Source organism: Amorphus sp. 3PC139-8 (assembly GCF_040750475.1).
GTDB lineage: Bacteria > Pseudomonadota > Alphaproteobacteria > Rhizobiales > Amorphaceae > Amorphus.
Map to the genome: position 1 here is coordinate 20,135 of NZ_JABJVY010000009.1, position 25,709 is coordinate 45,843.

The 25,709-nt window shown below is 64.5% G+C and carries 21 protein-coding genes; 10 read left to right on the forward strand and 11 right to left on the reverse strand.

What is annotated here, in order from left to right:
- Window positions 1-222 precede the first annotated feature (222 nt).
- Entirely contained in the window at window positions 223-1,455 is a 1,233-nt protein-coding gene (argJ, locus tag HNS03_RS10370) for a bifunctional glutamate N-acetyltransferase/amino-acid acetyltransferase ArgJ (protein ID WP_367195108.1), read from the reverse strand.
- A 14-nt stretch (window positions 1,456-1,469) separates the two neighbouring features.
- Window positions 1,470-2,348 carry a peptidylprolyl isomerase gene (locus HNS03_RS10375; protein WP_367195110.1) on the reverse strand — a complete coding sequence of 293 codons (879 nt, stop codon included), beginning with the start codon at window positions 2,346-2,348 and terminating at the stop codon, window positions 1,470-1,472.
- 271 nt (window positions 2,349-2,619) lie between these two features.
- On the opposite strand from HNS03_RS10375, the gene secA reads away from it, so the two are divergent.
- The 3 genes from secA to HNS03_RS10390 all read left to right on the forward strand — a co-directional run bounded on the left by secA (window position 2,620) and on the right by HNS03_RS10390 (window position 8,066).
- Complete coding sequence (gene secA, locus HNS03_RS10380; RefSeq protein ID WP_367195111.1) at window positions 2,620-5,439, forward strand: preprotein translocase subunit SecA; 2,820 nt, start codon at window positions 2,620-2,622, stop codon at window positions 5,437-5,439.
- A 102-nt stretch (window positions 5,440-5,541) separates the two neighbouring features.
- Window positions 5,542-6,231: a sulfotransferase family 2 domain-containing protein gene (locus HNS03_RS10385; RefSeq protein WP_367195112.1), complete on the forward strand. Its 690-nt coding sequence runs from the start codon at window positions 5,542-5,544 to the stop codon at window positions 6,229-6,231.
- Between the two features lie 65 nt (window positions 6,232-6,296).
- Window positions 6,297-8,066 (forward strand): SLC13 family permease, encoded by a 1,770-nt coding sequence (locus HNS03_RS10390; protein ID WP_367195114.1) that lies wholly within the window; start codon window positions 6,297-6,299, stop codon window positions 8,064-8,066.
- Window positions 8,067-8,174: 108 nt separating this feature from the next.
- Here HNS03_RS10390 and HNS03_RS10395 read toward each other — a convergent pair whose 3' ends face one another.
- From HNS03_RS10395 to gloB, 3 genes are all read right to left on the reverse strand, one after another.
- Window positions 8,175-9,137, reverse strand: coding sequence for a calcium/sodium antiporter (locus HNS03_RS10395; protein ID WP_367195116.1), 963 nt, complete (start codon window positions 9,135-9,137; stop codon window positions 8,175-8,177).
- A 143-nt stretch (window positions 9,138-9,280) separates the two neighbouring features.
- On the reverse strand, window positions 9,281-9,721 hold the full coding sequence (locus tag HNS03_RS10400) for a cupin domain-containing protein (RefSeq protein ID WP_367195117.1): 441 nt from the start codon (window positions 9,719-9,721) through the stop codon (window positions 9,281-9,283).
- Between the two features lie 63 nt (window positions 9,722-9,784).
- Window positions 9,785-10,558: a hydroxyacylglutathione hydrolase gene (gloB, locus tag HNS03_RS10405; RefSeq protein WP_367195119.1), complete on the reverse strand. Its 774-nt coding sequence runs from the start codon at window positions 10,556-10,558 to the stop codon at window positions 9,785-9,787.
- A gap of 92 nt (window positions 10,559-10,650) precedes the next feature.
- Here gloB and HNS03_RS10410 point away from each other — a divergent pair, with 92 nt between their 5' ends.
- Complete coding sequence (locus HNS03_RS10410; protein WP_367195120.1) at window positions 10,651-11,406, forward strand: class I SAM-dependent methyltransferase; 756 nt, start codon at window positions 10,651-10,653, stop codon at window positions 11,404-11,406.
- A gap of 33 nt (window positions 11,407-11,439) precedes the next feature.
- On the opposite strand, the gene metW is transcribed toward HNS03_RS10410, so the two are convergent.
- Both metW and HNS03_RS10420 read right to left on the reverse strand, forming a co-directional pair.
- Complete coding sequence (gene metW / locus HNS03_RS10415; protein ID WP_367195122.1) at window positions 11,440-12,060, reverse strand: methionine biosynthesis protein MetW; 621 nt, start codon at window positions 12,058-12,060, stop codon at window positions 11,440-11,442.
- Window positions 12,057-13,265 (reverse strand): homoserine O-acetyltransferase, encoded by a 1,209-nt coding sequence (locus HNS03_RS10420; protein ID WP_367195123.1) that lies wholly within the window; start codon window positions 13,263-13,265, stop codon window positions 12,057-12,059. The genes metW and HNS03_RS10420 overlap by 4 nt, the downstream gene beginning before the upstream one ends.
- A 328-nt stretch (window positions 13,266-13,593) precedes the next feature.
- Between HNS03_RS10420 and HNS03_RS10425 the strand changes: the two genes are divergently transcribed.
- Genes HNS03_RS10425 through HNS03_RS10435 form a run of 3 tightly spaced genes read left to right on the forward strand, consistent with a single transcriptional unit; the run spans window position 13,594 to window position 16,494 of the window.
- Window positions 13,594-14,430, forward strand: coding sequence for a chorismate mutase (locus HNS03_RS10425; protein ID WP_367195125.1), 837 nt, complete (start codon window positions 13,594-13,596; stop codon window positions 14,428-14,430).
- Window positions 14,431-14,435: 5 nt separating this feature from the next.
- On the forward strand, window positions 14,436-15,569 hold the full coding sequence (hisC, locus tag HNS03_RS10430) for a histidinol-phosphate transaminase (protein WP_367195127.1): 1,134 nt from the start codon (window positions 14,436-14,438) through the stop codon (window positions 15,567-15,569).
- Window positions 15,562-16,494 carry a prephenate/arogenate dehydrogenase family protein gene (locus HNS03_RS10435; RefSeq protein WP_367195129.1) on the forward strand — a complete coding sequence of 311 codons (933 nt, stop codon included), beginning with the start codon at window positions 15,562-15,564 and terminating at the stop codon, window positions 16,492-16,494. The genes hisC and HNS03_RS10435 overlap by 8 nt, the downstream gene beginning before the upstream one ends.
- Window positions 16,495-16,548: 54 nt before the next feature.
- Here HNS03_RS10435 and HNS03_RS10440 read toward each other — a convergent pair whose 3' ends face one another.
- The gene (locus HNS03_RS10440; protein WP_367195131.1) at window positions 16,549-17,598 is read right to left on the reverse strand and encodes a DUF2125 domain-containing protein; all 1,050 of its coding nucleotides are present in this window, start codon (window positions 17,596-17,598) and stop codon (window positions 16,549-16,551) included.
- Window positions 17,599-17,773: 175 nt separating this feature from the next.
- Here HNS03_RS10440 and HNS03_RS10445 point away from each other — a divergent pair, with 175 nt between their 5' ends.
- On the forward strand, window positions 17,774-18,325 hold the full coding sequence (locus tag HNS03_RS10445; protein WP_367195315.1) for a gamma-glutamylcyclotransferase: 552 nt from the start codon (window positions 17,774-17,776) through the stop codon (window positions 18,323-18,325).
- A gap of 7 nt (window positions 18,326-18,332) precedes the next feature.
- Here the strand turns inward: HNS03_RS10445 and HNS03_RS10450 are convergent, their stop codons facing one another.
- Entirely contained in the window at window positions 18,333-19,103 is a 771-nt protein-coding gene (locus HNS03_RS10450) for a lysophospholipid acyltransferase family protein (protein WP_367195132.1), read from the reverse strand.
- 144 nt (window positions 19,104-19,247) lie between these two features.
- Window positions 19,248-19,952 carry a YdcF family protein gene (locus tag HNS03_RS10455; RefSeq protein WP_367195134.1) on the reverse strand — a complete coding sequence of 235 codons (705 nt, stop codon included), beginning with the start codon at window positions 19,950-19,952 and terminating at the stop codon, window positions 19,248-19,250.
- 345 nt (window positions 19,953-20,297) lie between these two features.
- On the opposite strand from HNS03_RS10455, the gene HNS03_RS10460 reads away from it, so the two are divergent.
- Window positions 20,298-22,241: a multiheme c-type cytochrome gene (locus tag HNS03_RS10460; protein ID WP_367195136.1), complete on the forward strand. Its 1,944-nt coding sequence runs from the start codon at window positions 20,298-20,300 to the stop codon at window positions 22,239-22,241.
- A 112-nt stretch (window positions 22,242-22,353) separates the two neighbouring features.
- Here the strand turns inward: HNS03_RS10460 and HNS03_RS10465 are convergent, their stop codons facing one another.
- Window positions 22,354-23,370, reverse strand: coding sequence for a helix-turn-helix domain-containing protein (locus HNS03_RS10465; RefSeq protein ID WP_367195137.1), 1,017 nt, complete (start codon window positions 23,368-23,370; stop codon window positions 22,354-22,356).
- Window positions 23,371-23,922: 552 nt separating this feature from the next.
- On the opposite strand from HNS03_RS10465, the gene HNS03_RS10470 reads away from it, so the two are divergent.
- Window positions 23,923-25,668, forward strand: coding sequence for a sulfatase-like hydrolase/transferase (locus HNS03_RS10470; protein ID WP_367195139.1), 1,746 nt, complete (start codon window positions 23,923-23,925; stop codon window positions 25,666-25,668).
- Window positions 25,669-25,709 lie beyond the last annotated feature (41 nt).

Genomic DNA, 25,709 nt, shown 5'->3' on the forward strand with positions numbered 1-25,709 from the left:
CCTCATCCCGCTCAAGATCAACCCCTTCGGACCCGATCCGAAGGGACAAGTTGATCGCTCTTTAAGCGGGAGCGGGATGCGGGCGGAAAACCGGTGCCCACTTTTCCTCATCCCGCTCAAGATCAACCCCTTCGGACCCGATCCGAAGGGACAAGTTGATCGCTCTTTAAGCGGGAGCGGGATGCGGGCGGAAAACCGGTGCCCACTTTTCCTCATCCCGCTCTAGCTCCGGTAATCGCCATTGATGGCGACATATTCCTTGGTGAGATCGCAAGTCCACACCGTCGCTTTCCCACGCCCAAGGCCGAGATCCACACGGACCGCGATTTCCGGCTCTTTCATCACGGCAGAGGCCGCCGCTTCGGAATAGTCCGGATCGCGTTCGCCCTCGACGGCCACGCGCACATCGCCGAACCAGATCGCCAGCCGGTCGCGCTCCGCCGGCTCGCCGGCCTTGCCGACCGCCATCACGATGCGGCCCCAGTTGGCGTCCTCTCCGGCGATCGCCGTCTTGACCAGCGGAGAGTCGGCAATGGAGCGAGCGATCACGCGGGCCGAGCCATCGGATTCCGCCCCCTCGACGGTGATGGAGACGAACTTGCGCGCGCCTTCCCCGTCCTTGACCACCTGATGGGCCAGATCGAGCAGCAGCTCGTCCAGGACGGTCCGAAAGTGCTTGGCGTCCTCGCTCGCATCCGCCTCGATCGGCGGATTGCCGGCCTTGCCGGTCGCAAACAGGAGCACCGTGTCGGAGGTGGAAGTATCGGAATCGATGGTGATGGCGTTGAAGCTGTGGTTCACGCCCTCCTTCAACATCCGTTCCAGCACCTGCGGCGCGATCGCCGCATCCGTCGCGATGAAGGAAAGCATGGTCGCCATGTCCGGGGCGATCATGCCGGCCCCTTTGGCAATGCCGTTGATGGTCACCGAGACGCCGCCGATCTCCACCCTGCGAGTGGCGACCTTCGGATAGGTGTCGGTGGTCATAATGGCACGACCGGCATCCAGCCAGGCGTCGCCGGTGAACCGCTCCACACAGCCGCCCAGCACCGCTTCGAACTTGGAAGGATCGAGCGGCTCGCCGATCACGCCCGTGGAGGCGAGGAAGACCGATCCGGTCGGCACGCCGAGCGCCTGGGAGACCAGGTCGGCGGAGATGGAAACGGCGTGCTCGCCCTTCTTGCCGGTGAACGCATTGGCGTTGCCGGAATTGACCAGAAGCGCGCGCGCGCGCGCGCCAGGAAGCTGGGCACGGCACCAATCGACAGCGGCCGACGGGCAGCGGGACCGCGTGAGGACACCGGCGACCGCCGTCCCCTCATCAAAGGCCATCAGGAGAACGTCGGTGCGGCCGGCATATTTGATGCCGGCCTCCGCCGTCGCCATGCGTACGCCCGCGATCGCGGGCATCGCGGGATAGGTCGCCGGTGCGAACGGCGAAACGGCGTCGCTCATCCGCCTCTCCGTCGCTACTGCTGATCGGCGCCGGACGCCGGCGCATCGGCGGACGTGTCTGACGCAGGCGCTTCCGCAGCCGCATCCTCGCCCAGCATTTCGATCTGAGTGTCGGCCTTGAGCGCCTCGAGCTCTTCCGTCAGCCGCTCGCGCACCATCGCCTGGCGGAGCTGGGGAGCAACCTCCTCATAGGCCGGCGGCTCCTGCTGGCGGCGGTCTTCCACCTCGATCACATGATAGCCGAACTGGGTCTTGACCGGATCTTCGGTGTAGGAGCCCGGCTCCAGGGCGAATGCGGCCTCTTCGAATTCAGGCACCATCTGGCCTTCGGAGAAATAGCCGAGATCGCCACCCTTGGGCGCGGACGGGCCGGTCGAATGCTCTTTCGCGAGCTCCTGGAAGTCGGCGCCGTTGTCAAGCTCCTTGATCAGCTCCTTCGCCTCGTCCTCACTTTCGACCAGGATGTGACGAGCGTGGATCTCTTCCTGAGGCTCCAGCTTGCCGACTTCCTCGTCGTAGCGCGCGCGGACGTCGGCATCGGTGATCGCCGCGTCGATCTTCTGTTCGAAATAGGCATCGCGCAGCGCCTGAGCCTCGAGGAAGGCGAGCTCCGTCTTGTAGGCTTCGGTCTGATCGAGACCGGCCTCACGCGCCGCATTCGCCACCACCTGCAGGTCGATCAGCGCCTGAATCAGAACCTGCTTGCGCTGGCTCTGCGGCACCTGGGCGAGGCGGTCGCCGAGCATCTCGCCGGCGCGGTCGATGTCGGCCTGCGTGATGACGGTGTCACCGACCTTCGCGACGGCGTCGTCCTGGGCCAGGCTGGGGCTTGCCGCCGGAAGGGCGAGCGCCGCGGCCAGCGCGAGCGCGCGCATGAGAGAGCATTGCTGCATGGATCTGCCTTTCCATTCTCGGATGGTGCCACCCGAAGCGGGGCGCACACTGTCGGAAAGCGGTCACGTTGACAACCACCAGGGGCCCTCTTATGTCTCGGCTGCCGCCTCGGATCCGCGCGCTGTCGCGCCCGGTCCGCCCCGTCCGGCGGGACCCTTTCTTTGATCGGTCGTCCTTTTCGAGATCGGTCTCAGAGATCGAGCCCGGGTCTACCGGTGGGGCACCCGACCGGCACAGTTATCAGAAGACCCCTCGGAGGTTAGAGCGGCCATGATCGGGCTCGGCGGACTCACCCGCAAGATCTTCGGCACCGCGAACGACCGCAAGCTCAAGGGCTATAGCGGCCAGGTCCAGGCGATCGGCGCCCTCGAAGACGAACTGAAAGCGCTCGACGACGCGGCGCTGAAGGCGAAGACCGAAGAATTCCGCAGCAAGATCGAGGCCGGCACATCGGTCGATGATCTCCTGGTTCCAGCATTCGCCACCGTCCGCGAAGCGGCGCGGCGCGTGCTCGGCCAGCGGCATTTCGATGTTCAGCTCATCGGCGGCATGGTGCTGCACGACGGCAACATCGCCGAAATGAAGACCGGCGAAGGCAAGACCCTGGTGGCCACGCTGCCGGTCTACCTGAACGCCCTCACCGGCAAGGGCGTCCACGTCGTCACCGTGAACGACTATCTGGCTTCGCGCGACGCCGACTGGATGGGCCAGGTCTATCGCTTCCTCGGCCTCTCGGTCGGCAAGATCGTGCACGGCCTCGACGATGCCGAACGCCGGGCCGCCTATGCCTGCGACATCACCTACGGCACCAACAACGAATTCGGCTTCGATTATCTGCGCGACAATCTGAAGTACGACATTTCGACCATGACCCAGCGCGGCCATGCCTTCGCGATCGTGGACGAGGTCGATTCGATCCTGATCGACGAGGCGCGCACGCCGCTGATCATCTCCGGTCCGCTAGAGGACCGGTCTGAATTCTACAACTCGATCGACACCTTCATTCCGCAGATCTCCGAGGAGGACTACGAGCTCGACGAGAAGCTGCGCTCGGCGACCTTCACCGAAGCGGGCAACGAGAAGCTGGAGCAGCTCCTCGGCCAGGCCGGGCTTTTGAAGGGCGATTCGCTCTACGACGTGGAGAATGTCTCGGTCGTTCACCATCTGCAGCAGGCTCTGCGCGCCCACAAGCTGTTCCAGCGCGACCGCGACTACATCGTGAAGTCGGACGAGGTGATCATCATCGACGAGTTCACCGGCCGCATGATGCCGGGCCGGCGCTACGGCGACGGACTGCATCAAGCGCTGGAGGCCAAGGAGCAGGTGCCGATCCAGCCGGAAAACCAGACGATCGCGTCGATCACCTTCCAGAACTATTTCCGCATGTACGACAAGCTCGCCGGCATGACCGGCACGGCGTCGACCGAGGCGGAAGAGTTCCTCGACATCTACGGGCTGGAAGTCGCCGAGATCCCGACCAACGTGCCGGTCGCCCGCATCGACGACGACGACGAGGTCTACCGCACGGCGGACGAGAAATATCAGGCGATCATCGCGCTGGTGAACGACTGCCACGAGCGGAACCAGCCGATCCTGGTCGGCACCACGTCGATCGAGAAGTCGGAAATCCTGGCCGACAAGCTGAAGAAGGCCGGCTATCGCCAGAAGGACTTCTCCGCCCTTTACGATCCCGAGCGCGGCAAAAACGCCAAGGTGTTCCAGGTCCTGAACGCCCGCTACCACGAGCAGGAAGCCCACATCATCGCCCAGGCCGGTATCCCCGGCGCGGTGACGATCGCGACCAACATGGCCGGCCGCGGCACCGACATCCAGCTCGGCGGCAACGCCGATCTCAGGATCGCCCAGGAGCTCGCCGACATGCCGGAAGGGCCGGAGCGCGAGGAGCGCGAGGCGCAGATCCGGGCCGATATCGCGACCCTGAAGGAGCGCGCGCTCGCCGCCGGCGGTCTCTACGTGGTCGGTACCGAGCGCCACGAGAGCCGGCGCATCGACAACCAGCTGCGCGGCCGCTCCGGCCGTCAGGGCGACCCGGGTCATTCCCGCTTCTATCTGTCGCTGCAGGACGATCTGATGCGGATCTTCGGGTCGGACCGGATGGAGGGCATGCTGACCCGCCTCGGCCTGCAGGAAGGCGAGGCGATCGTCCATCCCTGGATCAACAAGGCGCTGGAAAAGGCCCAGTCCAAGGTCGAGGCGCGCAACTTCGACCAGCGCAAGAACGTCCTCAAATACGACGACGTCATGAACGACCAGCGCAAGGTCGTGTTCGAGCAGCGCCTGGAGCTGATGGCCGGCGAGACCGTTCAGGAGACGGTCTCCGACATGCGCTTCGACGTGGTCGAGCAGCTGGTCGCCAAGCACATTCCGGAAAAAGCCTATCCGGAGCAGTGGGACAGCGCCGGCCTGAAAGAGGCCGTCCTGAACGTCCTGAACCTCGACCTGCCCGTCGACGAGTGGGCCAAGGAAGAGGGCATCGCCGACCAGGAGGTGAAGGAGCGCCTGCTCGCCGCCGCCGATGAGGCTGCCGCCCGCAAGGTCGCCAAATACGGCGCCAACATCTGGCGTCAGGTCGAGAAGTCGGTGATCCTGCAGACGCTCGATCATCTCTGGCGGGAGCATCTGGCGACGCTCGACCATCTGCGCTCCGTGATCGGCTTCCGCGGCTACGCCCAGCGCGACCCGCTGAACGAGTACAAGACCGAGGCGTTCTCACTGTTCGAGGCGATGCTCCAGAGCCTGCGCGAGATGACGACGGCTCAACTCGCCCGCATCGAGCTGCAGCAGGCCCCGCCGACGCCCACCGACGCCGACCTGCCGGAAATGCACGCCCATCACGCCGACCCCACGACCGGGGAAGACGAGATGGAGCTGGCGGATGCTGAGCTCGCCTATGCCGGCGGCAATGGCGCCGCGGCTCCGGCCGCTGCACGGCGCCCGGCCTCAGCCGAGGCCACCCCGGAGGCCCGCAACCCGGGCGATCCGCGCAGCTGGGGCAAAGTCGGCCGCAACGAGCCCTGCCCCTGCGGCTCCGGCAAGAAGTTCAAGCACTGCCACGGCAAATACGGGTGAGCGAGGCTATGGATTGCAGGCGTCCAGCAAGCTGGCTCCGATAACAATATTTTTATTAGCACTATCTTTTCCTATAAATCCTTCCTTAAGAGAAATTAGAGAATGCCGTTCGTAAAAATTGGAAGTAAGTTAATATATTTTGCCCACGTACCAAAATGCGGAGGAACCACCATCGAATCTGCCATTCGCTCCGCCGGACATAATCTGAATTTTTACGACAAAAGCTGGTGGTCTGAAGAAAGAAAATGGAGCAGATCCTCTCCTCAGCATATAACCACGAAAGATCTTACCCGAATAATTGATATTGATATATTTGACTACACCTTTACCGTCATCAGAGACCCTGTAGATAGATTCATTAGTGCATTCAACCACAACAGATTAGACCGAAGAATCGCCTGGTATGAGAGCCTTCCGAAATTCCTCAATAAGCTCGAAAAGTCAGGCGATTATTTTTTATACCGATTTGATAATCATTTCCTACCCGCAAGCTATTTCATACCCGAAAAGTGTGAAATATTTTATCTAGAGGATGGAATGGAGCCAATTCGCGCAAGGTTATCGAACATCACAGGAGGAACACTGAATTCTTCAGAGTACGAAAGAAAAAATGTTAGACAATACAATAATACTAAATCAAAAAACATTATAAAATCATTCATTAAAAATAATTTTCAACCAATAATCCCAAAAAAATCTGAGTTAAATCAAGAAATAGAGCTTAGAATTAGGGAGGCTTACAAGGTCGACTATGATTTATTTTATGCCACACGCTATCTGAGCGAAAAATAGGTCTGCGCGCCGAGTCATTGTTCAAAATTAACCAAAAATGAAATAAATTCAGAAAGGCGCAGAACATGACCTACCAGCAGGGCGCGCTGTTTGCGCTGTTCGGCGTCGTGTTCGCCCTCCTGATCTGGGGGCGGTTCCGCTACGATCTCGTCGCCTTCGCCGCGCTGGTCGTCGGTGTGATCATCGGCGCCGTCCCTTACGATCTTGCTTTCACCGGGTTCGGACATCCGGCGACCCTCATCGTGGCGCTGGTGCTGGTGGTTTCCCGCGGCCTGGTCAATGCCGGCGCCGTCGCGGTGATCGCGCGTGCCGTGCGGAAGACCGGTGACAACGTTCCGCGCCATGTGACGGTCATCGGCGGCATCGGAGCGGTGCTCTCCGCTTTCATCAACAATGTCGCCGCGCTTGCCCTCCTGATGCCCGTGGACATCGAGGCGGCGAAGCGCGCAGGCCGGTCGGCCAGCGACACCCTGATGGCTCTCGCCTTCGCTACCATCCTCGGCGGCATGGTGACCATGATCGGAACGCCGCCGAACATCATCGTCGCCCAATATCGGGCGAGCGTCGCCGGCGCCCCCTTCTCCATGTTCGATTTCACACCCGTAGGGCTTGTTTGCGCAAGCGCCGGACTCGTCTTCATCGCGTTCGTGGGATGGCGGCTGATCCCACGCCGGGAAGGCGCAAGCTCCGACCCGCTGTCGGCGATCAACGACTATGTCGGCGAACTGGAAGTTCCGGAAAAATCCAAATCGATCGGCCGCCAGGTCGCCGAGGTCGGCCGCGAGGCGCGCGAAGGCGACGTGGCGATCCTCGGGCTGGTGCGCGACGGCAAGCATCTGCCCGGCCGCGCGGAGGCGGCGGTGATCCGGGAAGGCGACCTCCTGGTCGTGGAGGGCGCGCCGGAGTCCCTCGACCGCATCCGCAGCGAGCATGAGCTCTCCGTGGTCGGCAGTAACGTGATCGAGGATTTGGGCGGCAGCGACATGTCGCTTACGGAAGCCGTCGTCACCCGGGAAGGCCGTGCCGACGGACGCTCGGTCGGCCAGATCGGCCTGCTGCATTACCACGGCGTGAGCCTGTTGGGCGTCTCGCGCCAGGGCAAGCGGATCTACGGCCGCGTGCCCGGCCTCACCTTGCGTGCCGGCGATATTCTGCTGCTCTACGGTCCGGCGGAACGCATGGACGACGTGGTTGCGTGGCTGGGCGCGCTGCCGCTTGCCGCTCGGGGCCTCACCGTCACCCAAGGTCACCGCACCTGGCTCGCCGCCGGCTTGTTCGCGATTGCCGTCGGGGTGGCGAGCTTCGGCGTCATCGAGCTCGCAATCGCGCTCGCCGCGGTGGCCGCGCTCTATGTCGCTCTCGACATCGTGCCGATCCGCGAAGTCTACGACCACATCGAATGGCCGGTCGTCGTGCTGTTGGGCTCGATGATCCCGCTCGGCGGTGCACTGGAGGAGGCCGGCGGGACCGCGCTCATCGCCTCCTGGATCGTGTCTGCGACCGAAGGGCTTCCCGCAGCGGCAATCCTGGCGGTCGTCATGATCGTGACGATGACGCTGTCGGACGTCTTGAACAACACCGCGACTGCCGTCGTCGCCGCGCCGACAGGCTACGAGATCGCCTCCAAACTCGGCGTCTCGCCCGATCCGTTCCTGATGGCGGTGGCCGTGGCGGCGTCCTGCGCCTTCCTCACCCCGATCGGCCACAAGAACAACACGCTGGTGCTCGGCCCCGGCGGCTATCGCTTCGGCGACTACTGGCGGATGGGACTGCCGCTGGAAATTCTGATCGTCGCGGTAGGAGTACCCGCAATCCTAGTATTCTGGCCGTTGTAGAGCAAACCCAGGAAATGTGGGAACCAGTTTTCCGTCAGGATTTGCGTCAAAAATAGGAGACAGACAGGCCCTGCAATTCCGCGGAAGGCGAAGCAACCGACCCTATGGCTACGCAGCGCCAACGCCATAATAAAGAAGGCCGATATAGCCGGCATAGGCGGCCAACAGCACGCCGCCTTCGACCCGCGACAGCCGGGCGCCGCTGCGCACCATCAGCACCATGGCGACCGACACGCCCACCATCACCGGGAAGTCGAAGGCGAGCATCGAGGCCGAGACCGGAATCGGATGCACCAATGCCGTGATACCGCCAATGCCCAAGACGTTGTAGACGTTCGAGCCGAGCACGTTGCCGAGCGCGATTTCCGATTGCTTGCGGACAGCGGCGACGATCGAGGTCGCGAGTTCCGGCAGCGAAGTGCCCACCGCCACCAGCGACAGGCCGATCACGTCCTCGGAAACGTGGAACATCCGGGCGAGCTCGACGGCACCATCCACCAGGAAATTCGCCCCGAGCACGACCAGCGCACAACCGCCGACAACCAGAACGAGATCGAGAAGCCAGGAGCCCGTCAGTTCCGACGGGGTGGGAACCGGCTCGCCCTCGACCGGGATCTTCTCCCCGGAGGGCTGCTTTTCGCTGAAGTAAAGCCAGACCAGATAGGCACACAGCCCGGCCACGAAGACCGCGCCCATCCAGCGCTCCAGCATGCCGGTAAGCGCGGCGAAGGTGAAGGCGAGGCTCGTCGCGATTACAAGGCCGCCGTCACGGACCACTGCCTGGCGCGAGACCGCGAACGGCCGCATCAAGGCCGCCACGCCCAGAATGAGCATGATGTTGGCGATGTTGGAGCCGACGATATTGCCGATCGCAATCCCAGGAGCGCCGCGCCACGCCGCTTCCAGACACGTAACCAGTTCCGGCACCGACGTTCCGAACCCGACCACCGTCACCCCGACCACCAGGGGTGACATCCCAAGCCGCACCGCGAGCTTCGATGCGCCACGCACGAGGATCTCCCCGCCGGCAAGAAGTCCAACCACGCCGACGAGAATCTCAAGAGCGATCATTCAGGGGTCCAGGGACGACACGGATCAGGGCGGGAGGCGCGGCCGCCTGCACGGAAAGCAGACGTCCGACGCTGTCCTCCTAGATCGGTGTCGCCGACCCGATTCGCTAGACTGCGAGCAGGAAAAAGACGGCTGAATTGGCCTTAACCGGACCGGAGACCCGGCCGCCAATCCGGCGGCGCGAGCTCGAACCCCTCGAACACGAAGCCCGGAGAGACGGTGCAACCGATTAGCGTCCACGCTCCGAGGCTTTCCGCCGCCTGCCAGGCATGGGCAGGCACGATGGCCTGAGGCCGCTCGCCCGCCAACAGGTTCGGGCCGAGACGATAATTCTCTGCGTCGTGCCCGTTGGGCGAGATCGAGAGGGTCAGCGGGGCACCGGCATACCAGTGCCAAACCTCGACGGCGTCCACCTTGTGCCAGTGAGACACCTCGCCGGCGGCGAGCAGAAAATAGATCGCAGTGGAATGGTCGCGGCCACCGTCGGGATGCGGATCGCGGAAGGTCTCGCGGAAGTGCCCGCCTTCCGGATGCGGCATCAGTCCGAGTTCGCGAATGATCGCGGCTGCGGTGGTCTGCTCCATTCCGATCTCACTCCCGTGTGGTTTTGGCAGCGTTCGAGATGACTCGCGCCGGCAGGCCCAGGTTCAGGCCACGTCGCGACGAGCGCGCAGCTCGGCAAACACCTCTTCGGGCGCGGCCCCCTCGAGCCCGATCGCGGCTGCGAGCGCCGGATCGTCGGCCCGCAGGAACGGATTGGTCGCCTTTTCCTCCGCCATGGTGGAGGGTACCGTCGGCTCGCCGCGGGCACGCTTGGCTTTCACGTCCGCGACCCGCGCCTTCAGCACCTCGTTTTCCGGATCCACCCCGATGGAGAACTCGGCGTTCTTCAAGGTGTACTCATGGCCGCAATAGATTCGCGTGTCGTCGGGAAGCACCTGGCGCAGCGTCTTCAAGGACGCCCACATGGTTGCCGCGTCCCCCTCAAACAGCCGACCGCAGCCCATGGCGAACAGGGTGTCGCCGGTAAATGCTATGCCGAGATCGGGGAACCAGTAGGACAGCGGCCCCGCCGTGTGACCCGGAGTCGCAATCGCGCGCACCGCCCACGGCCCCATCGTCGCCGATGCGCCGTCGTCCAAGAGCTCGTCGAGCCCATCGATGCGGCTCGCCTCCTGCTTGGGCCCGGTCACGACGGCGCCGTTGCGCGCCTTGAGTTCGCCGATACCGGCGACATGATCGGGATGGTGATGGGTGATCAGAATGTGATCGAGCGACCAACCGGTCTCGTCGAGCACGGCGGCGATCGGGGCCACTTCGGGCGCATCGACCAAAAGGGTGGTGCCGGTCTCGGAATCGTGAACGAGCACGGCGTAGTTGTCCGAGCGGCACGGAACGAGCCGAATGTCGGCGGTTGCCATAGCGGCCTCCCCAAAGTCCTGTTGCGGAATTGTCCTATCATCCCGACCTGTCCCACGCCACAGTGGCGCCGGAGCGACGGAGCGTTTCGACAATGCATCTCGACGCCATCGAGATCCGCAATTTCTATCTTTCGCCGCGCGGGCGCATCGTGCGCCAGCTCTTGTCCGCGCGCATCCGCGAGATCTGGCCCAACGTCACCGGCGAGCAGGTGGTCGGGCTCGGCCACGCCACCCCGTTCCTGCGGCTCTTCCAGCCGGAGGCCGAGCGGGTGATGGGCTTTATGCCGGCGCAGCAGGGTGTGGTCGCCTGGCCGATGGAAGGCCGCGTCGCGACCTGTCTCGTCCAGGACGACTGTCTCCCGCTCCCCGATGCGTCGGTGACGCGCGTGCTTCTGGTGCATGCGCTCGAAGGCAGCCGGTCGCCCCAGGCGGTGCTGCGCGAGGTCTGGCGGGTGCTTGCGCCGGGCGGGCGCGTGATGGTGGTGGTCTCCAACCGGACCGGCCTTTGGGCGAGGGTGGAGACGACCCCGTTCGGCGTCGGCCGTCCCTACAGTCGCGGACAGATCGCCCGGCTGATGGAGGAGCTGTCGTTCACCCCGTCCCACATCGAAAGCGCGCTGTTCGTGCCGCCGTCGACCACCCGATTCGTGCTCGGCTCGGCCCGCGGCTGGGACAGGGCCGGCCGGCGTCTGTGGACCGGCGCGGCGGGCGTCGTCATCGTGGAGGCGGAAAAGCGCATGGTGCAGCCGATCGGCGGGCGAAAGCGCCGGGTGCCCGCGTTCGTGCCGACGCTCAACCCCGCGCCCAGGCCGAGCGGCGCCGTCGGGGCGCGCGTCCGATCGTACTGATCCAGCGACGCCTGGACGCGCAAGCCATGTCGGTCAGCGCCGCAGGAGGAACACCGCCTGCTCGCCGAACAGGTTCCAGAACCACCACGGCGCATTGATCGGCATCCGTCCGCCGGTGGCGTTGAGCGCGATCGCCTCCATCACCGTGGCATCGAGCTCGGCGCACAGCAGCATGAAGTCGCGGATCGTGCAGAAATGGATGTTCGCCGTGGCGTACCAGGGCTCCGGCAAATGCGGCGTCACCGGCATGCGCCCCTGGAACAGAAGCTGCAGCCGCATCCGCCAATGCCCGAAATTCGGAAACGAGACGATCGCGTAGCGGCCGATCCGCAGCAGGTTCTGGAGCACCGTTTTCGGGTCGCGGGTGGCCTGCAGGGTCTGGCTCAGGATCACATAGTCGAAAGAATCGTCCAGATAGCCGGAGAGATCGGCATCGGCGTCGCCCTGGATCACCGACAGCCCGCGTGCCACGCACTCGTTCACTCCAGCCTGGGAGAGCTCGATACCGCGCGCATCGGCGGACTTGCGGCTCGCCAGGAGCTCCAACAAGGCGCCATCGCCGCAGCCCACGTCGAGCACGCGCGAACCCGGCTCCACCAGGCTCGCCACCACATCGAGGTCGAACCGGCTGCGATTGGGAGAAATGTCACTCATGCGTTGGGATCCGGCGCGGGTGGCTCGATCCCGCGAACGTGGGCGGCTCCGGTCAAAAAGCCGCGGGTGACGCGGAACAGCTCCGGCTCATTGAGCAGGAAGGAATCGTGACCGCGATCGCTCTCGATCTCCACGAACGAGACGTTGGCGCCGGCGGCGTTGAGCGCATGCACCACGGCCCGGCTCTCCTTGGTCGGAAACAGCCAGTCGCTGGTGAACGAAATCACGCAGAAGCGCGTCGGCGAGCCCCGGAAGGCGTTGGCGAGAACGCCGCCATGGTCGATGGCGAGGTCGAAATAGTCCATCGCCCGGGTGACGTAGAGATAGGAGTTCGCGTCGAACCGGTCGACGAAGGTCGAGCCTTGGTGGCGCAGATAGCTCTCGATCTGGAAGTCGGCGTCGAAGCCGAAGGTCACCTGCTCGCGGTCCTGAAGCGCGCGGCCGAACTTGCGATGCAGCGCTTCCTCCGAAACGTAGGTGATGTGGGCCGCCATGCGAGCGACCGAGAGCCCCTTTTTGGGGATCACGCCCTCTTCCAGATAGCGCCCGCCGCGCCAGTTCGGATCGGCCATGATCGCCTGGCGACCGACCTCATGGAAGGCAATGTTCTGGGAAGAGTGGCGCGCGCCGCCGGCGATCGGAAGCGCCGCGAACACCCGGTCGGGATAGCTTGCCGCCCACTCCAACACCTGCATGCCGCCCATCGATCCGCCGGCGACGGCGAACAGCGTGTCGATCCCAAGGCGATCGACCAGCATGGCCTGAGCCCGGACGATATCGGCGATCGTCACGATCGGAAGCTTCAGACCGTAGCGGCCGCCCTCGTTCGGATCCAGTGAGGCGGGACCGGTCGTACCTGCGCAGCCGCCAACCACGTTGGCGCAAATCACGAAGAAGCGATCGGTGTCGATGGGGCGGCCCGGCCCGACCATCAGGCTCCACCAGCCCGGCTTCCCGGTGATCGGATGGGTGGAGGCGACATACTGGTCGCCGGTCAGCGCATGGCACACCAGGATCGCGTTGGAGCGATCGGCGTTCAGCGTGCCGTGGGTCGTGTAGGCGATCTGCCAGGGCGCAAGCGCACGGCCGGAATCGAGCGCGAGCGGCTCGTCCGGGCCGAAGCGTTCCACCAGGCTCGAAGGAGAATCGACCTCTCTGAGCCGCGCCTGGGCCACGGCGTCGTCATGGTCGGGAAGTTGGGTCATCGAGGTTCCGGACACGTTTCAGCGTACCGCGCCGACGTCCCGATTCCAAAGCTCGCCAGACCTCTCAGCAGGTTCTGCACGAGTGTCGAAATCGTTGCGGGCACCGGCAAGTCAACGGTTTCAAGCCGGTTTTCGAACAAGACGGGGGCGTGCGAACGCGTCGCGGGCACTCGCGCAGCCGTCGAAATCCGAAAGCCGGACCAAGGCGCGTAGCTAGGAACCGGCACCGATGGGTGTCAATGTTTTCTTTGATTTTGCCGCGCTGCTCTTCTAAGGGTGTCGGCTCGCGTGCCGGCCCGTTCGCTGCCGGTGGCCAATGGTGCCCTTCATGTCCAAGACCGTTTCCCGAGGGTCGTCGGCCCCGCCCCCGGCGACGCTTGACGCTCTCCGGAGCCGGATCGACACGCTCGATCAAGAGATCCACGCCCTCTTGATGGAGCGCGCGCGCACGGTCTCCGAGATCGCGCGGGCCAAAGGCCCGACGGCGGGCGCCACGATCATTCATCCAGGACGGGAGGTGCGCGTGCTCATGCGGCGCCTCGAAGCGCACGAGGGCCCGCTTCCCGCCTCTCTGGTCGCGCACATCTGGCGCGCGGTGATCGCCGCGGCCTGCCACCTGCAGCGGCCGTTCGATGTTCACGCCGTCGGGCTTGCCGCACCGGACGGTGCGCTGCGCGATCTCGCCCGGTTCTGGTTCGGCTTCGAGGTCGGCCTGATTGACAGCGCCGATGGCGCCGCGGCCATCGCCGCCCTCGAAGCCGCGCCCGGCGATCTCGCGCTGGTGCCAGTTTCGGCACCCGGCGACTGGTGGTCCGCACTGTCGGAAGACGGCGTGCACGTCATCGGCCGGTTTGGCGCAAACGATGAGCCACTCGGCGACATCCTGCTTCTCGGTGGCGCGCTGGTCGGTCCCGGCCCCGAAGCCGTCAATGTCTATCGCCTGATCTTCGACGGCGATGCTCTGCTGCCGGAAGACGTTGAGCCGATCGCCCGCCGGACGAACCCAGCGGGTTCGGCGATCCTCGCCGTCTCGCCCCTTTCGCCCGATGCGCTCGCCGCAGCATGGGGACCGGCGGACGGCCCCGTATCGATTGCGCACGCGGGGCGCTACGACCCGGATTTGATGTCGGCCGTCGGCAATCCGCCAGCGGTCTGCAAGGAGTGAGTGATATGAGCAACGACACCCAGGCCTCCCGTCCCGCCGCCCGGTCCGGCGTCATGACGATTGCCCCATACGTTCCGGGCAAGTCCAAGGGAAGCCGCGTCCGCGCCTATCATAAGCTCTCGTCCAACGAGACGCCGCTGGGCCCGAGCCCGAAGGCGATCGAAGCCTATCAGGCGGTGGGCGCCTCGCTCGAACTCTATCCCGACGGGGCGGCGACCGCGCTGCGCGAGGCGATCGGCGACTCCATCGGAATCAATCCCGCCCAGATCCTATGCGGCAATGGCTCCGACGACCTGCTCGGCATGATCGCCCACGCCTATATCGATCCCGGCGACGAGGCGATCTTCACCGAACACGGTTTCCTGGTGTACCGGATCGTCACATTGGCCGCCGGCGGCGTGCCCGTGGTAATCGCGGAGACCAATAAGACCGCCGATGTGGACGCCATCCTGGCCGCCGTCACCGAGCGCACCAAGGTCGTATTCCTGGCCAACCCGAACAACCCGACCGGCACCTACCTGCCCCAGTCCGAAGTGCGCCGCCTGCACGCCGGCCTGCCGCCGCACGTGCTCCTGGTGCTGGACGCGGCCTATGCCGAATATGTCCGCCGCAACGACTACGAAGCGGGGATCGAGCTCGTCGGCGGATCGCAGAACGTCGTGATGACACGCACCTTCTCCAAGGTGCACGGCCTTGCCGCCCTGCGCGTGGGCTGGCTCTACGGGCCGGATCACGTGATCGATGCGCTCAATCGCATTCGCGGACCGTTCAACGTCAACGCGCCGGGGCTCGCCGCCGCGGCGGCATCGATCCGCGATCGCGCCTTCATCGAAGCGTCCATCGACCACAACGCGACCTGGCTACCGTGGCTGACGGCGGCCTTCACCGACCTCGGGATCGACGTCACCCCGAGCGTGGCCAACTTCCTGCTCCTCAACTTCCCCGATCGTCCGGGTGTCTCGGCGGAAGCGGCCGACCAATATCTGCTCGACGAGGGGATCGTGCTGCGCCGGCTGGAGCCCTACGGGCTACCGAATGCGCTGCGCATGTCGGTGGGATCGGAAGAGGCCAACAAGGCCACGGTGGACGCGCTTGCCCGCTTCATGGCGGAGCGCGGAGGACAGGCCCCCCATGGATGAACCGCTGTTTCGTCGACTGACGATCATCGGCATCGGTCTGATCGGCTCCTCCATCGCGCGCAAAGTGCGCGCAGAAAGGCTCGCGCAGGAAATCGCGATTGCGGACCGCAACCCGGCCGCCCTTTCCGAGGCGGCCGAGCTCGGGCTCGGCGACTTCTACAGCGAGCATGCCTCGGAAGCGGCGACGGGCGCCGACATCGTGGTCTCCTGCGTCCCGGTCGGGGCGGCGGGCAATGTCGCGCAGGAAATCGCGCCGGTTCTGCTACCCGATACGCTCGTCTCCGACACCGGTTCGGTGAAGGCCAGCGTGATCCGGCAGATGCAGCCGCTGCTGCCCTATCCGGCGCGGCTGGTGCCGGCTCATCCGATCGCGGGCACGGAAAATTCCGGTCCGTCGGCGGGCTTTGCGGATCTGTTCGAAAACCGGTGGTGCATCCTCACGCCCACCCGGGAAACGGACCTTCGCGCGCTCGACCGGGTAGCGGAGCTCTGGCGCGGGCTCGGCGCCGACATCGAGACCATGACGGCGGAGCATCACGACCTGGTGCTCGCGATCACGAGCCACCTGCCGCACCTGATCGCGTACAATATCGTGGGCACCGCCGACGATCTGGAGGAGGTCACCCAGTCGGAGGTGATCAAGTTCTCCGCCGGCGGTTTTCGCGACTTCACCCGCCTGGCGGCCTCCGACCCGACCATGTGGCGCGACGTGTTCCTGCACAATCGCGATGCGGTGATCGAGGCCCTCGGCCGCTTCTCGGAGGACTTGGCGGCACTCCAGCGGGCGATCCGCTGGGGCGACGGTGACATGCTCTATGAGACCTTCACCCGGACCCGGGCGATCCGTCGCAACATCATCGATGCCGGCCAGGAAATCGCTGCTCCCGACTTTGGTCGTCGAGGGCCGGGTTCCGGCTCCAACTAGATCCGGTTGCGGGCGGAGAGCGGTTTCTCCTTCTCCGCCCCCATCTCTTTCCAGTTAGCCGCCCACGGCAAGCAAGCCGATCGGCAGCGGTGGGAGCTTGCCGAGCGGAATGATCCCGGCGGAAACTCGCCCGCTCGAGATCTTCAGCGGAAAGGCGCGCGCCGCTTCGCCATCGATTTGGGTCGCCTGACCGAAGGACAGCACGGTCGTCACGATATTGCGCAGGGTGTCGGCCTGGCTCGGGGCAAGCTCGTCCAGATAGGGTAGGCTCGCGCCATCGCCGCTGACGGCGACGTTCAACTGGCCGTCGAGCATTCCGTTCGGCCGCACGACCAGATTTCCCGCCGCCGACACCGCAGCCTGTCCGGCCTTGACCGACACTCGCGTCAGTTTGATCGGCACGCCTTCGCTGGTCAGAAGACGGCGGACCGCCGACGCGGTGTCTCCCGACATCAAGGAGCGCGCGCCGTCGACGGTGGCGACGAGCATCAGGTCCGCCTTGGGCGCGGCGGCGATCGGCTCCAATCCATCCAGCCGGACCGCGACATTCACCGCCTCGTTGCTGTTGGGGTCTGAGCGCAGATGGATCTCGGCCAGATCCGCCACCAAGGGCGGCAGCTCCGACGGCTCGGCGCGCGGCTGCTCGATGGAGATGGACAGCCGCTCCAGCGCCCCGTCCGAGATCGCCACGCTCGCGTGGGCGAGCGACCAGGTAATCGTGGTGGGGTCGAACGGCCCTTCGCTCACCACCGCCGGCGCGCTCAGTTCGGTGATGGCGTGCCAGGGATCGTAGATCAGCGCGACGGCGGTCAATCCGCCGAGCTCGATCGTGGCATCCGGCGTGGTCAGGCTGGTCCCCTCGCCACAGCGCAGCTCGATGCGAAAGGGATAGCCTTCGATGCGCCGATCGACACAGTCGAACGCCACGTCCTGTTCGATGCCCTGGTCGACGATTTGAAGATAGAGCCGCTCGCTATAGGCGGCCGCGACGAACCAGAACACCGACCAGGCAACCGCAATGACCAACACCACGGCGAGCATGATGAGCATCCGGCGCCGCATCCGGGACGGTTTGCGCTGAACGGTCTGCTCGTCAGTTGCCACGTACGGCACTCCCTGTTTGCGCGCACCCTCCCATGAGACAGGGGCAGTGCTGCTTGGTTCTCTGTTTTCCTATCGGCGCCCGGAGGTTCGCCAGAGCCGGTTCCGGAAAGACCAAAACATGTTAGGGCTCCTCCCGGCGAGAGAGAGGCCAGAAAGGTGCGACCGATTGACCGAGATCAATGACTTGTGGGTTTTCGGGTACGGATCGCTGATGTGGCGACCCGGCTTTCCCTTTCTCGAAGCCGCGCCCGCGCGAATCAAGGGCCGACATCGCCGCCTGTGCGTCTATTCCTGGGTGCACCGGGGAACCGAGGCGGAGCCCGGCCTCGTGCTGGGGCTCGACCGTGGCGGATCGTGCCTCGGACGCGTCTTCCGGGTCGCGGCGGAGGAGCGCGAGGCGACCATCGACTACCTGCGCGCCCGCGAGCAGGTGACCATGGTCTACCTGGAGCGCACCGTGCGCGCCGCCCTCGCCGACGGCAGCGATCGGGAGGTCTCCGCCCTCACCTACGTGGTCGACCGCAGCCACGCCCAATATGCCGGGCCGTTGCCCCGCGAGCGCCAGCTTGAGATCGTCCGCACGGCCTCGGGCCAATCGGGGCCGAACCCCGATTACGTGCTGGCCACCGCCGATCACCTGGAAGAGCTCGGGGTGCACGACGACAACCTGCACTGGATCGCCGACGCTTTACGCGGGCGCGTCAAAGCCGACGCCACGTCGGCTTGACCTCAGGTCATTCTTCTTCGGCCGCTTGAACCCTATCGCCGGCCGGCAGCGGCCGCTTCAGCTCCGCCAACCCCTCCCGGTAAAGCCGGTCGGATGCGGTCTCGATCTCGTCCTTCAGGCGTTCGCGAAAGACTTTCAGCGGCAGGCCGGGCGGGATTTCCGGCAGGAACTCCACCACGATCGTTCCGGGATAACGCACCAGCGAATCGCGCGGCCAGTAGAGGCCGGAATTCAGCGCGACCGGCACCACGGATCGCTTCATGCGGTGGTAAAGATGGGCCGTACCGTTCTTGTAGTCCGGCGGCGCGCCCGGCCGGGTTCGGGTGCCCTCAGGAAAGATGATCACCTGGCGACCCTTGTCGATCGCCGCGCGTGCCTTGTCGGCGATCTCGTTGAGCGCCTTCACCCCCGAACTGCGATCGATCCCGATCATGCCGAACTTGCGCGCGTACCAGCCGAAAAAGGGCAGCAGGAACAATTCGCGCTTCAGCACATAGATCGGGTCCGGCAGGATCGGCATGAGCGCGAACGTCTCCCACGCCGCCTGGTGCTTGGCCGCGATCAGCGCGCCATCGCGCGGCAGGTGCTCCAGGCCTCGAAAAGCCACCTTCACCCCGCAGATCCAGCGCAGCAGAACCAGCACACCCCGCGCCCAGAATTTCATCGGCCAGACGCCCACCTTGTGCGGCAGCACAAAGCACGGCAACGCGAGGAGCGAGACCACCGCGAGGAACAGATAGAAAGCGATGAGAAAGACGATCGAGCGGACGTAGAGCATGGCGCACGGCTGAGGGAGGGATCTTGACCGGCCGACGAAAGCGACGACGCCCGAGACATGCCGCACCGAGCGCCAAAAGAGAAGCCCGGGAGTCTCGATCCCCCGAGAGAGGGAAAACCGGCGCCCTTTTTCTCGAAAAGCGCTTTAGAAATCACGCCGGAGCTGAGCGATGCGCACGAGTTCGCGCCCCGGCTCGTTTTCCTCCAGACTGAGGCGAAGCCGCGCCAGCGCATATTTGACATATTCGCGCAACACCACGTGCAGCGCCGCCCGGTCGCGGTACCAGTGGTTCAGCTCCAGCTCCTCGTGGAACACCGGAAACGGAACGAGCTCCCGGTCCGGCACTTCCCGCTTCAGCTCCGCAAGCGTGCGCGGCATGTGATAGGCGCTGGTGACGACGATCAGGCGTTTGAAGTCGTTCGCCGCGGCCCATTCGCGCGTCTGGCGTGCGTTCTCGATGGTGTCGAGCGCCTTGCGGTCGATATCGATGCAGCAATCGAAGATGTCCCGCCCGGCGGAAATCGCCGAAGCGATCTGGCTTTCCGTCGTCTCCGGATTGACCCCGGTGATGAGAAGCCGCTGGGCCCGCCCCTCCTCCAACAGCGCAACGGCACCGTTGATGCGCATGGCCCCGCCGGTCAGGACAACGATCCCGTCGGCATGGGGATCGAGCGGCGCTTTGGCGGCAGCGACCTGATCGGCGAACCACAAAAAGCCGGCGACCAGGAAGGCGGCGAGACACCCGACGGCGAACACGACAAAACGCGGCACGGTCGCGGCGGACCCGTGCCGGCGGCTTTCGATCACATCTGCGGGACCCGCGCTGATCTGTCCGACGTCGTTCATCATCGCGGACAAGAGTATCGCCGAATACGGCGAGCGAAAGGCAAATCTTTTCCGAGGCCTACCAGCTTTCCACGGCCGATTTTCGCGGCGCGGAGATCCGAGATCCGCAGCTCCCATCTCGCCCTGCGCCGCCCACGGATAATCCAGCGAACTGCCATGTTATGATAAGCGGGCCAACGCGTCGCTCGCGTAGGATGCACTGTCGCGTTGGTGGCCGAGGCCGGCTGCGCGGAGACAATATGTCGCCTCTTCCTGCTCAGCCTGCCCTGCCTCTCGCGAGGCGAAGCGAGGTCGTATCCGTCGTGCGCGGCGACTGGATCAGAGGAGCGGCCCAAAAATAGAGGGTCCATGTTCCGTTCGGTCGTCGGTCTGCTTCTCGCCCTATTGGCGCTCACGAGCCCAGTACGCGGAGAGGAAGCCACCCCCCTGCAAAGCCCGGACTATGTGGGCTCGGCCACCTGCGCCGGTTGCCACCAGGATGTGACGGCGCGTTGGCAGACCTCCGATCACGCCAAGGCGTGGACCGAAGCGACTGCGGAGAACATCGTCGCCGACTTCAACGATACGACCTTCGCTCATGATGGTATGACGGCAGCCTTCCACATCGATGGCGACGGAACCTACCGGATCACGGTCACCGAGAAAGACGGAACCACGCGCGACTATCCGGTCCACTCCGTCGCGGGAATCGAACCGCTGCAGCAATATTTGCTGGAGACCGAGCCCGGCCGGCTGCAAAGCTTCGACGTGGTCTGGGACACGAAGAAGCAGCGCTGGTTCCACCTCTACCCCGACCAGGACCTGCCGCCAAACGATGGGCTGCACTGGACCGGTCCCTACAAGAATTGGAACGGTCGCTGCGCGGTCTGCCATTCCACCGGCTACGAAAAGAACTACGACCCGCAGACGAAGCGCTACGCTTCCACCGAAGTGGAGATCGGGGTGGGCTGCGAAGCCTGCCACGGCCCCGGCAGTGCCCATGTCGCGTCGGCAAAGGAGTGGGACGCGAAAGGCTCAGCCCCTCTGCCGAACGCCGGCTTCGCCGTCGACTTCTCAGATCCTGAAACGACCATTCAGCAGTGTGCCGGCTGCCATTCCAGGCGGGAGCCGCTTCAAGCCGGCAGCCCGGCGCCCGGCACGCCCTACCACGACGCCTACAATCTCTCCCTGCTCATGCCCGGCCTCTACCATGCCGATGGGCAGGTGCAGGACGAGGTCTATGTCTACGGCTCGTTCCTGCAGTCGAAGATGTATGAAAAGGGCGTGAGCTGTACCGACTGTCACGAACCTCACACGATGCAGCTGGTGGCCGAGGGCAACGCGGTCTGCACCCAGTGCCACAGCCCTGCCGGCAATCCGGCCTTCCCAAGCTTGCGGCAGGCCGAGTACGACAGTCCCGACCACCATTTCCATGAGCCCGGCAACAGTGGCGCAGCGTGCAAGAATTGCCACATGGTCGAGCACGTCTACATGGGCAACGATTGGCGCGCGGACCATTCGTTCCGGATCCCGCGGCCCGACCTCTCGGCAAAGACCGGCTCGCCCGACGCCTGCACCACCTGCCACAGCGATCGCCCGCCCGCGTGGGCGGCATCGGTGATCGCCGAGCACTACCCCGACAGCGACCATCGCGGCCCGCACTACGGCGAGATCTTTGCGGAAAGCCGCTCGGACCCCGCTGGTACGACGAGCGATCTCAGCGCGCTCGCTGCCGATCCGAAAACGGCGGGCATCGTCCGCGCGACGGCTCTTGCCTATTTGGGACAGTCCGGAAATCCGGCCCTTGCGGACCAAGCTTCACCGCTTCTCGCCGATGAGGATCCGCTGGTGCGGGCCTCTGCGGTTGACCTACAGCGACTGCTCCCCCCGCAAGAGCGGGCCGACCGGCTTGTGCCCCTCCTTTCCGACCCGGCGCGCACCGTGCGTATTGCGGCGGCGCGCGCCATGCTCGACGTACCGATGCAGGCGCTGGCGAGCGATGCCTCGGACGACCTCAGGCGCGCCATGGACGACTGGCAGACCTCCATGGCAAGTCGTCTGGACTATCCTGAAACCCACCTTCAACTCGCCGGTATAGCGTTGACCCGGCGCGACTGGCCGGCCGCAACGGCGGCGTTCCGGGAGGTGGTCGATATGGACCCGCAACGCGTGGAGGCTTGGGTGATGCTGACGCGGATCGCCGCCGCGCTTCAGGGCCCGACGAACGCTCGCACCGTGCTCGACGAAGCGCTCCAGGCCAACCCGACCGACCCGACCTTGAACGCCCTCAAGCACCAGATGGGGCCGCGTTAGAGCATTTCCGGGCGAAGTGGGAACCGGTTCTCCGCCCGGAAATGCGTCAAAATAAAGGGTTAGAGCCCGTCGTCGATTCCGTGAAAAGCTGACCGGCTTCAGGTCATGGACCCTAAGTGAGATCCACCCTACTCAGCTCCCGATATCGGGCGGGGGAGAGCCCCGTCCATCGATTGAAGGCGCGCGTGAAGTTGGAGTGCTCTTCGTAGCCGAGGGCCATGGCAATCTCCGAGATGGAAAGCGGCGTCTTGAGCAGAAGCGACATCGCCCTCGCCCGACGTGCGGCGTCGAGGACCTCCCGATAGGTATAACCGTCCTGCCGAAGCCGGCGCTGCAATCCCTGCAGGCTCAGCCCGGCCAGTTGCGCCGCTCCGTCGAGGTCGCTCTCGCCGTCGAGAAGGCGAAGCGCGACGATCGCGGAGACCGAGCGCACCGATTCCGGAGCCTCGCGAAGGGCCGTCTCGGACAAAAGATCCCGGAGTTCGACGCTGCCCCCACCGGCGTTCAGAGGCATCGGCGAGGCGCGCAAGGTGTCTTCGGGGAGGATGGCGAGTGCCACCCCCTGCCCGTCGAAGCGCATGGGCGCCTGGATCCGATCCTCCACCTGGGCGGCCCCCGGATCGCGCGGATAATTCACCTCGACCCAAACCGGTCGCCAGCTTCTGCCGAGATAATGCTGGACGAACGTCATCATCGGGGGAATCAGGTGGTCGATATATTGCGCCTGTTTCCCCTCATTGAAGAGCGGCGTGGCGCGCCAGACCCAGACCGGCCCGGAGCGCCCAAAGCCGAACTCGAACCCGCGCTGATGCGCCCAGCTCGTCGCGCAAAGCCGGACGATGCCGTCCCTCACGCTCGGCGCCCGGAGGCTGAACCGCATCCAGTCACCGTAGCCGAGGTGCGTCATCCGCTCCCCGATTTCGAGACCCAGCGTGCGCGATCCCAACTCCCGCTGGCTGCGAGCGAATAGATCGACCATCGCGCGCAAAGGGATCGGCATGTCCAGTTCGGTCTCGAGCGCCAGCGGAAGTCTGGCTGAGCGAAACACCTTGAGGAGCGCCGCTTCGCCGGCCCGTTCCTCCAAAAACGACGGCAACGGCCCGAACCCACGCGCGCGTGCCAGAGGCACCAATCCCGATTTCTTCACCATCGTGCCGGCGAATGACGGGAAATGACAAACTGAAACGCGGAAAGCTGGGTCATAAAGCGATGATCTGTTGCTTGGAATTGGAGCGGCGATCTCGGGGACAGCTAAGAGGGAAACGTATCTCGGAATACCATCTCATATCTCCTTTCAGTATTTAATATGAGAAACGGCGTTTCCAAAAACGTTTCGACGCGAATTGAGGTGAATTCATCTTGAGGCAACGTCCCATTCCCTCTTTTGACGCCTGAATTCGAAGAAAACCGTGCACTTCGCACGGCCTCCGTAAATCCGACAACGGACGGACGAACGCGGAAGGGGCCACGTGCCCGTTTCGTGTCGTGCGAGCCGCGAAAATTCGGACGCCGGGGCGCCAACCACATCCCCCCAATCCAATCCCGGACCCGAGCGACAGACTTTTGGAACGACAACCTGAGACTGAGAAAACGGGGAGTTGGTATGGTATTGCAAAATGCTCGGAAAGACCGGGCAACGGGTGGGCTGTCCTTGTCTGCCGCAACCCGGCGGGCGGGTGCGATGGCCGTCGCACTTGCGTTTGCCGCGCTGGTGCCCGGCGTCGCGCACGCCCAGGAGTCGTCCAATCCGCGTGGCTCGACCACCGGACCGACCTCGGCGAAAGGCTACGACTATCCCGGCTTCTCGCTCCACATGAAGGACGTGAAGCCGGCCGACAACATGTACCCGGCCCTCCAGCGGCCGGAACAGGACAAGGCGGCCGAGGAAAAGCTCGCTGCCCTGGAAGCCAAGACCGGCAAGAAGCCGAACGTCCTCATCTTCCTGCTCGATGACGTGGGCTGGATGGATCCCGGCTTCAACGGCGGCGGTGTCGCCGTCGGCAACGCCACGCCGAACATGGACGAGCTCGCCCAGGACGGCCTGCTTTTGACGTCGGCCTACTCCACGCCGTCGTGTTCGCCGAGCCGCGCGACCATCCACACCGGCCAGAACCCGCTCCATCACGGCATCCTGCGCCCCCCGATGTACGGCGAACCCGGCGGCCTGGACGGCGCGCTCACACTGCCGAAGCTCCTGAAGGAGAAGGGCTACGTTACCCAGGGTGTCGGCAAGTGGCACATGGGCGAGAACAAGGGCTCGCTGCCGCAGAACGTCGGCTACGACGACTATGTCGGCTTCCTCGGCGTGTCGGACATGTACACCGAGTGGCGCGACATCTACCTGAACCCGGAATTTGCGCTCTCGCCCTCCCGCTTCAAGATGATGCAGGAAGACGAATTCAACCACACCGAGGTGCATTGCACGCCCACTGACACGGACAAGTGCGAAAGCGGCAAGCTGATTGATCTGGACTACATCAAGGATCTCGACCAGCACTGGAAGGACGTGAGCCTCGATTTCATCGAGAAGCAGAAGGACAGCGACAAGCCGTTCTTCCTGTATCACGCCACGCGCGGCTGCCATTTCGACAACTACCCGAACGACGACTATTCGGGTAAGTCGGCGGCGCACACCGTGTACAGCGACTGCATGGTGGAGATGGACGACATCTTCGGCTCGCTGGTCCAGAAGCTGAAAGAGACGGACCAGCTCGACAACACGCTGATCCTGCTCACCTCCGACAACGGCCCGGAATGCGAGATCCCGCCGCATGGCCGCACGCCGTTCCGCGGCTGCAAAGGCACGAACTGGGAAGGCGGCGTGCGGGTCCCGACGTTTGCCTACTGGAAGGGCATGATCCCGGCCCGGCGCTCCGACGGCCTGTTCGACTTCGCCGACATCCTTCCGACGCTGATGTCGATGACCGGCGTCAAGGGTGCCGACATCGGCAAGTTGTTCGACGACAAGACCTACATCGACGGCGTCGACCAGCTGTCGTTCCTGCTAGCCGACAACGGCGAATCCAACCGCCGCAGCCGGCCCTACACCATCAACCAGTACTTCGGTGCCATGCGCATCGACGAGTTCAAGTACATGTTCACCGGCGAGATCGAGAACTCGATCGTTCAGAAGGGAAGCTGGGGCGGGTTCTCCGGCAGCCTGTTCCACGACACCGGCGGCGTGGTCCTGTTCAACCTCTATGAGAATCCACAGGAAGACGTGAATGTCGGCGTTCGCCATATCCCGGCCACCGTGCCGCTGATCGGCGCGACCGGCGACTACATGACCGAGCTGATGAAGTATCCGCCGGAGTTCAAGATCGGCTTCGTGGGCAACAACCCGGCCCTTTACAATCTTGCGCCTCAAGTGCGCGAGGGCGTGCAGCAGATGCTGGAACAGAACGGCGTTGGGCGTCCGACCCCGTAGCGAGACAGGTCCGGATCGCTAAAAGGATCTCCGTTCCCGAG

Coding starts and splice junctions, on each gene's coding strand:
- HNS03_RS10460 (WP_367195136.1), top strand. CDS start 20,298: ATGTTCCGTTCGGTCGTCGGTCTGCTTCTCGCCCTATTGGCGCTCACG.
- HNS03_RS10435 (WP_367195129.1), top strand. CDS start 15,562: ATGGATGAACCGCTGTTTCGTCGACTGACGATCATCGGCATCGGTCTG.
- HNS03_RS10410 (WP_367195120.1), top strand. CDS start 10,651: ATGCATCTCGACGCCATCGAGATCCGCAATTTCTATCTTTCGCCGCGC.
- HNS03_RS10400 (WP_367195117.1), bottom strand. CDS start 9,721: ATGGAGCAGACCACCGCAGCCGCGATCATTCGCGAACTCGGACTGATG.
- gloB (WP_367195119.1), bottom strand. CDS start 10,558: ATGGCAACCGCCGACATTCGGCTCGTTCCGTGCCGCTCGGACAACTAC.
- secA (WP_367195111.1), top strand. CDS start 2,620: ATGATCGGGCTCGGCGGACTCACCCGCAAGATCTTCGGCACCGCGAAC.
- HNS03_RS10450 (WP_367195132.1), bottom strand. CDS start 19,103: ATGCTCTACGTCCGCTCGATCGTCTTTCTCATCGCTTTCTATCTGTTC.
- HNS03_RS10375 (WP_367195110.1), bottom strand. CDS start 2,348: ATGCAGCAATGCTCTCTCATGCGCGCGCTCGCGCTGGCCGCGGCGCTC.
- HNS03_RS10425 (WP_367195125.1), top strand. CDS start 13,594: ATGTCCAAGACCGTTTCCCGAGGGTCGTCGGCCCCGCCCCCGGCGACG.
- metW (WP_367195122.1), bottom strand. CDS start 12,060: ATGAGTGACATTTCTCCCAATCGCAGCCGGTTCGACCTCGATGTGGTG.
- HNS03_RS10470 (WP_367195139.1), top strand. CDS start 23,923: ATGGCCGTCGCACTTGCGTTTGCCGCGCTGGTGCCCGGCGTCGCGCAC.
- HNS03_RS10420 (WP_367195123.1), bottom strand. CDS start 13,265: ATGACCCAACTTCCCGACCATGACGACGCCGTGGCCCAGGCGCGGCTC.
- HNS03_RS10455 (WP_367195134.1), bottom strand. CDS start 19,952: ATGATGAACGACGTCGGACAGATCAGCGCGGGTCCCGCAGATGTGATC.
- argJ (WP_367195108.1), bottom strand. CDS start 1,455: ATGAGCGACGCCGTTTCGCCGTTCGCACCGGCGACCTATCCCGCGATG.
- hisC (WP_367195127.1), top strand. CDS start 14,436: ATGAGCAACGACACCCAGGCCTCCCGTCCCGCCGCCCGGTCCGGCGTC.
- HNS03_RS10395 (WP_367195116.1), bottom strand. CDS start 9,137: ATGATCGCTCTTGAGATTCTCGTCGGCGTGGTTGGACTTCTTGCCGGC.
- HNS03_RS10385 (WP_367195112.1), top strand. CDS start 5,542: ATGCCGTTCGTAAAAATTGGAAGTAAGTTAATATATTTTGCCCACGTA.
- HNS03_RS10390 (WP_367195114.1), top strand. CDS start 6,297: ATGACCTACCAGCAGGGCGCGCTGTTTGCGCTGTTCGGCGTCGTGTTC.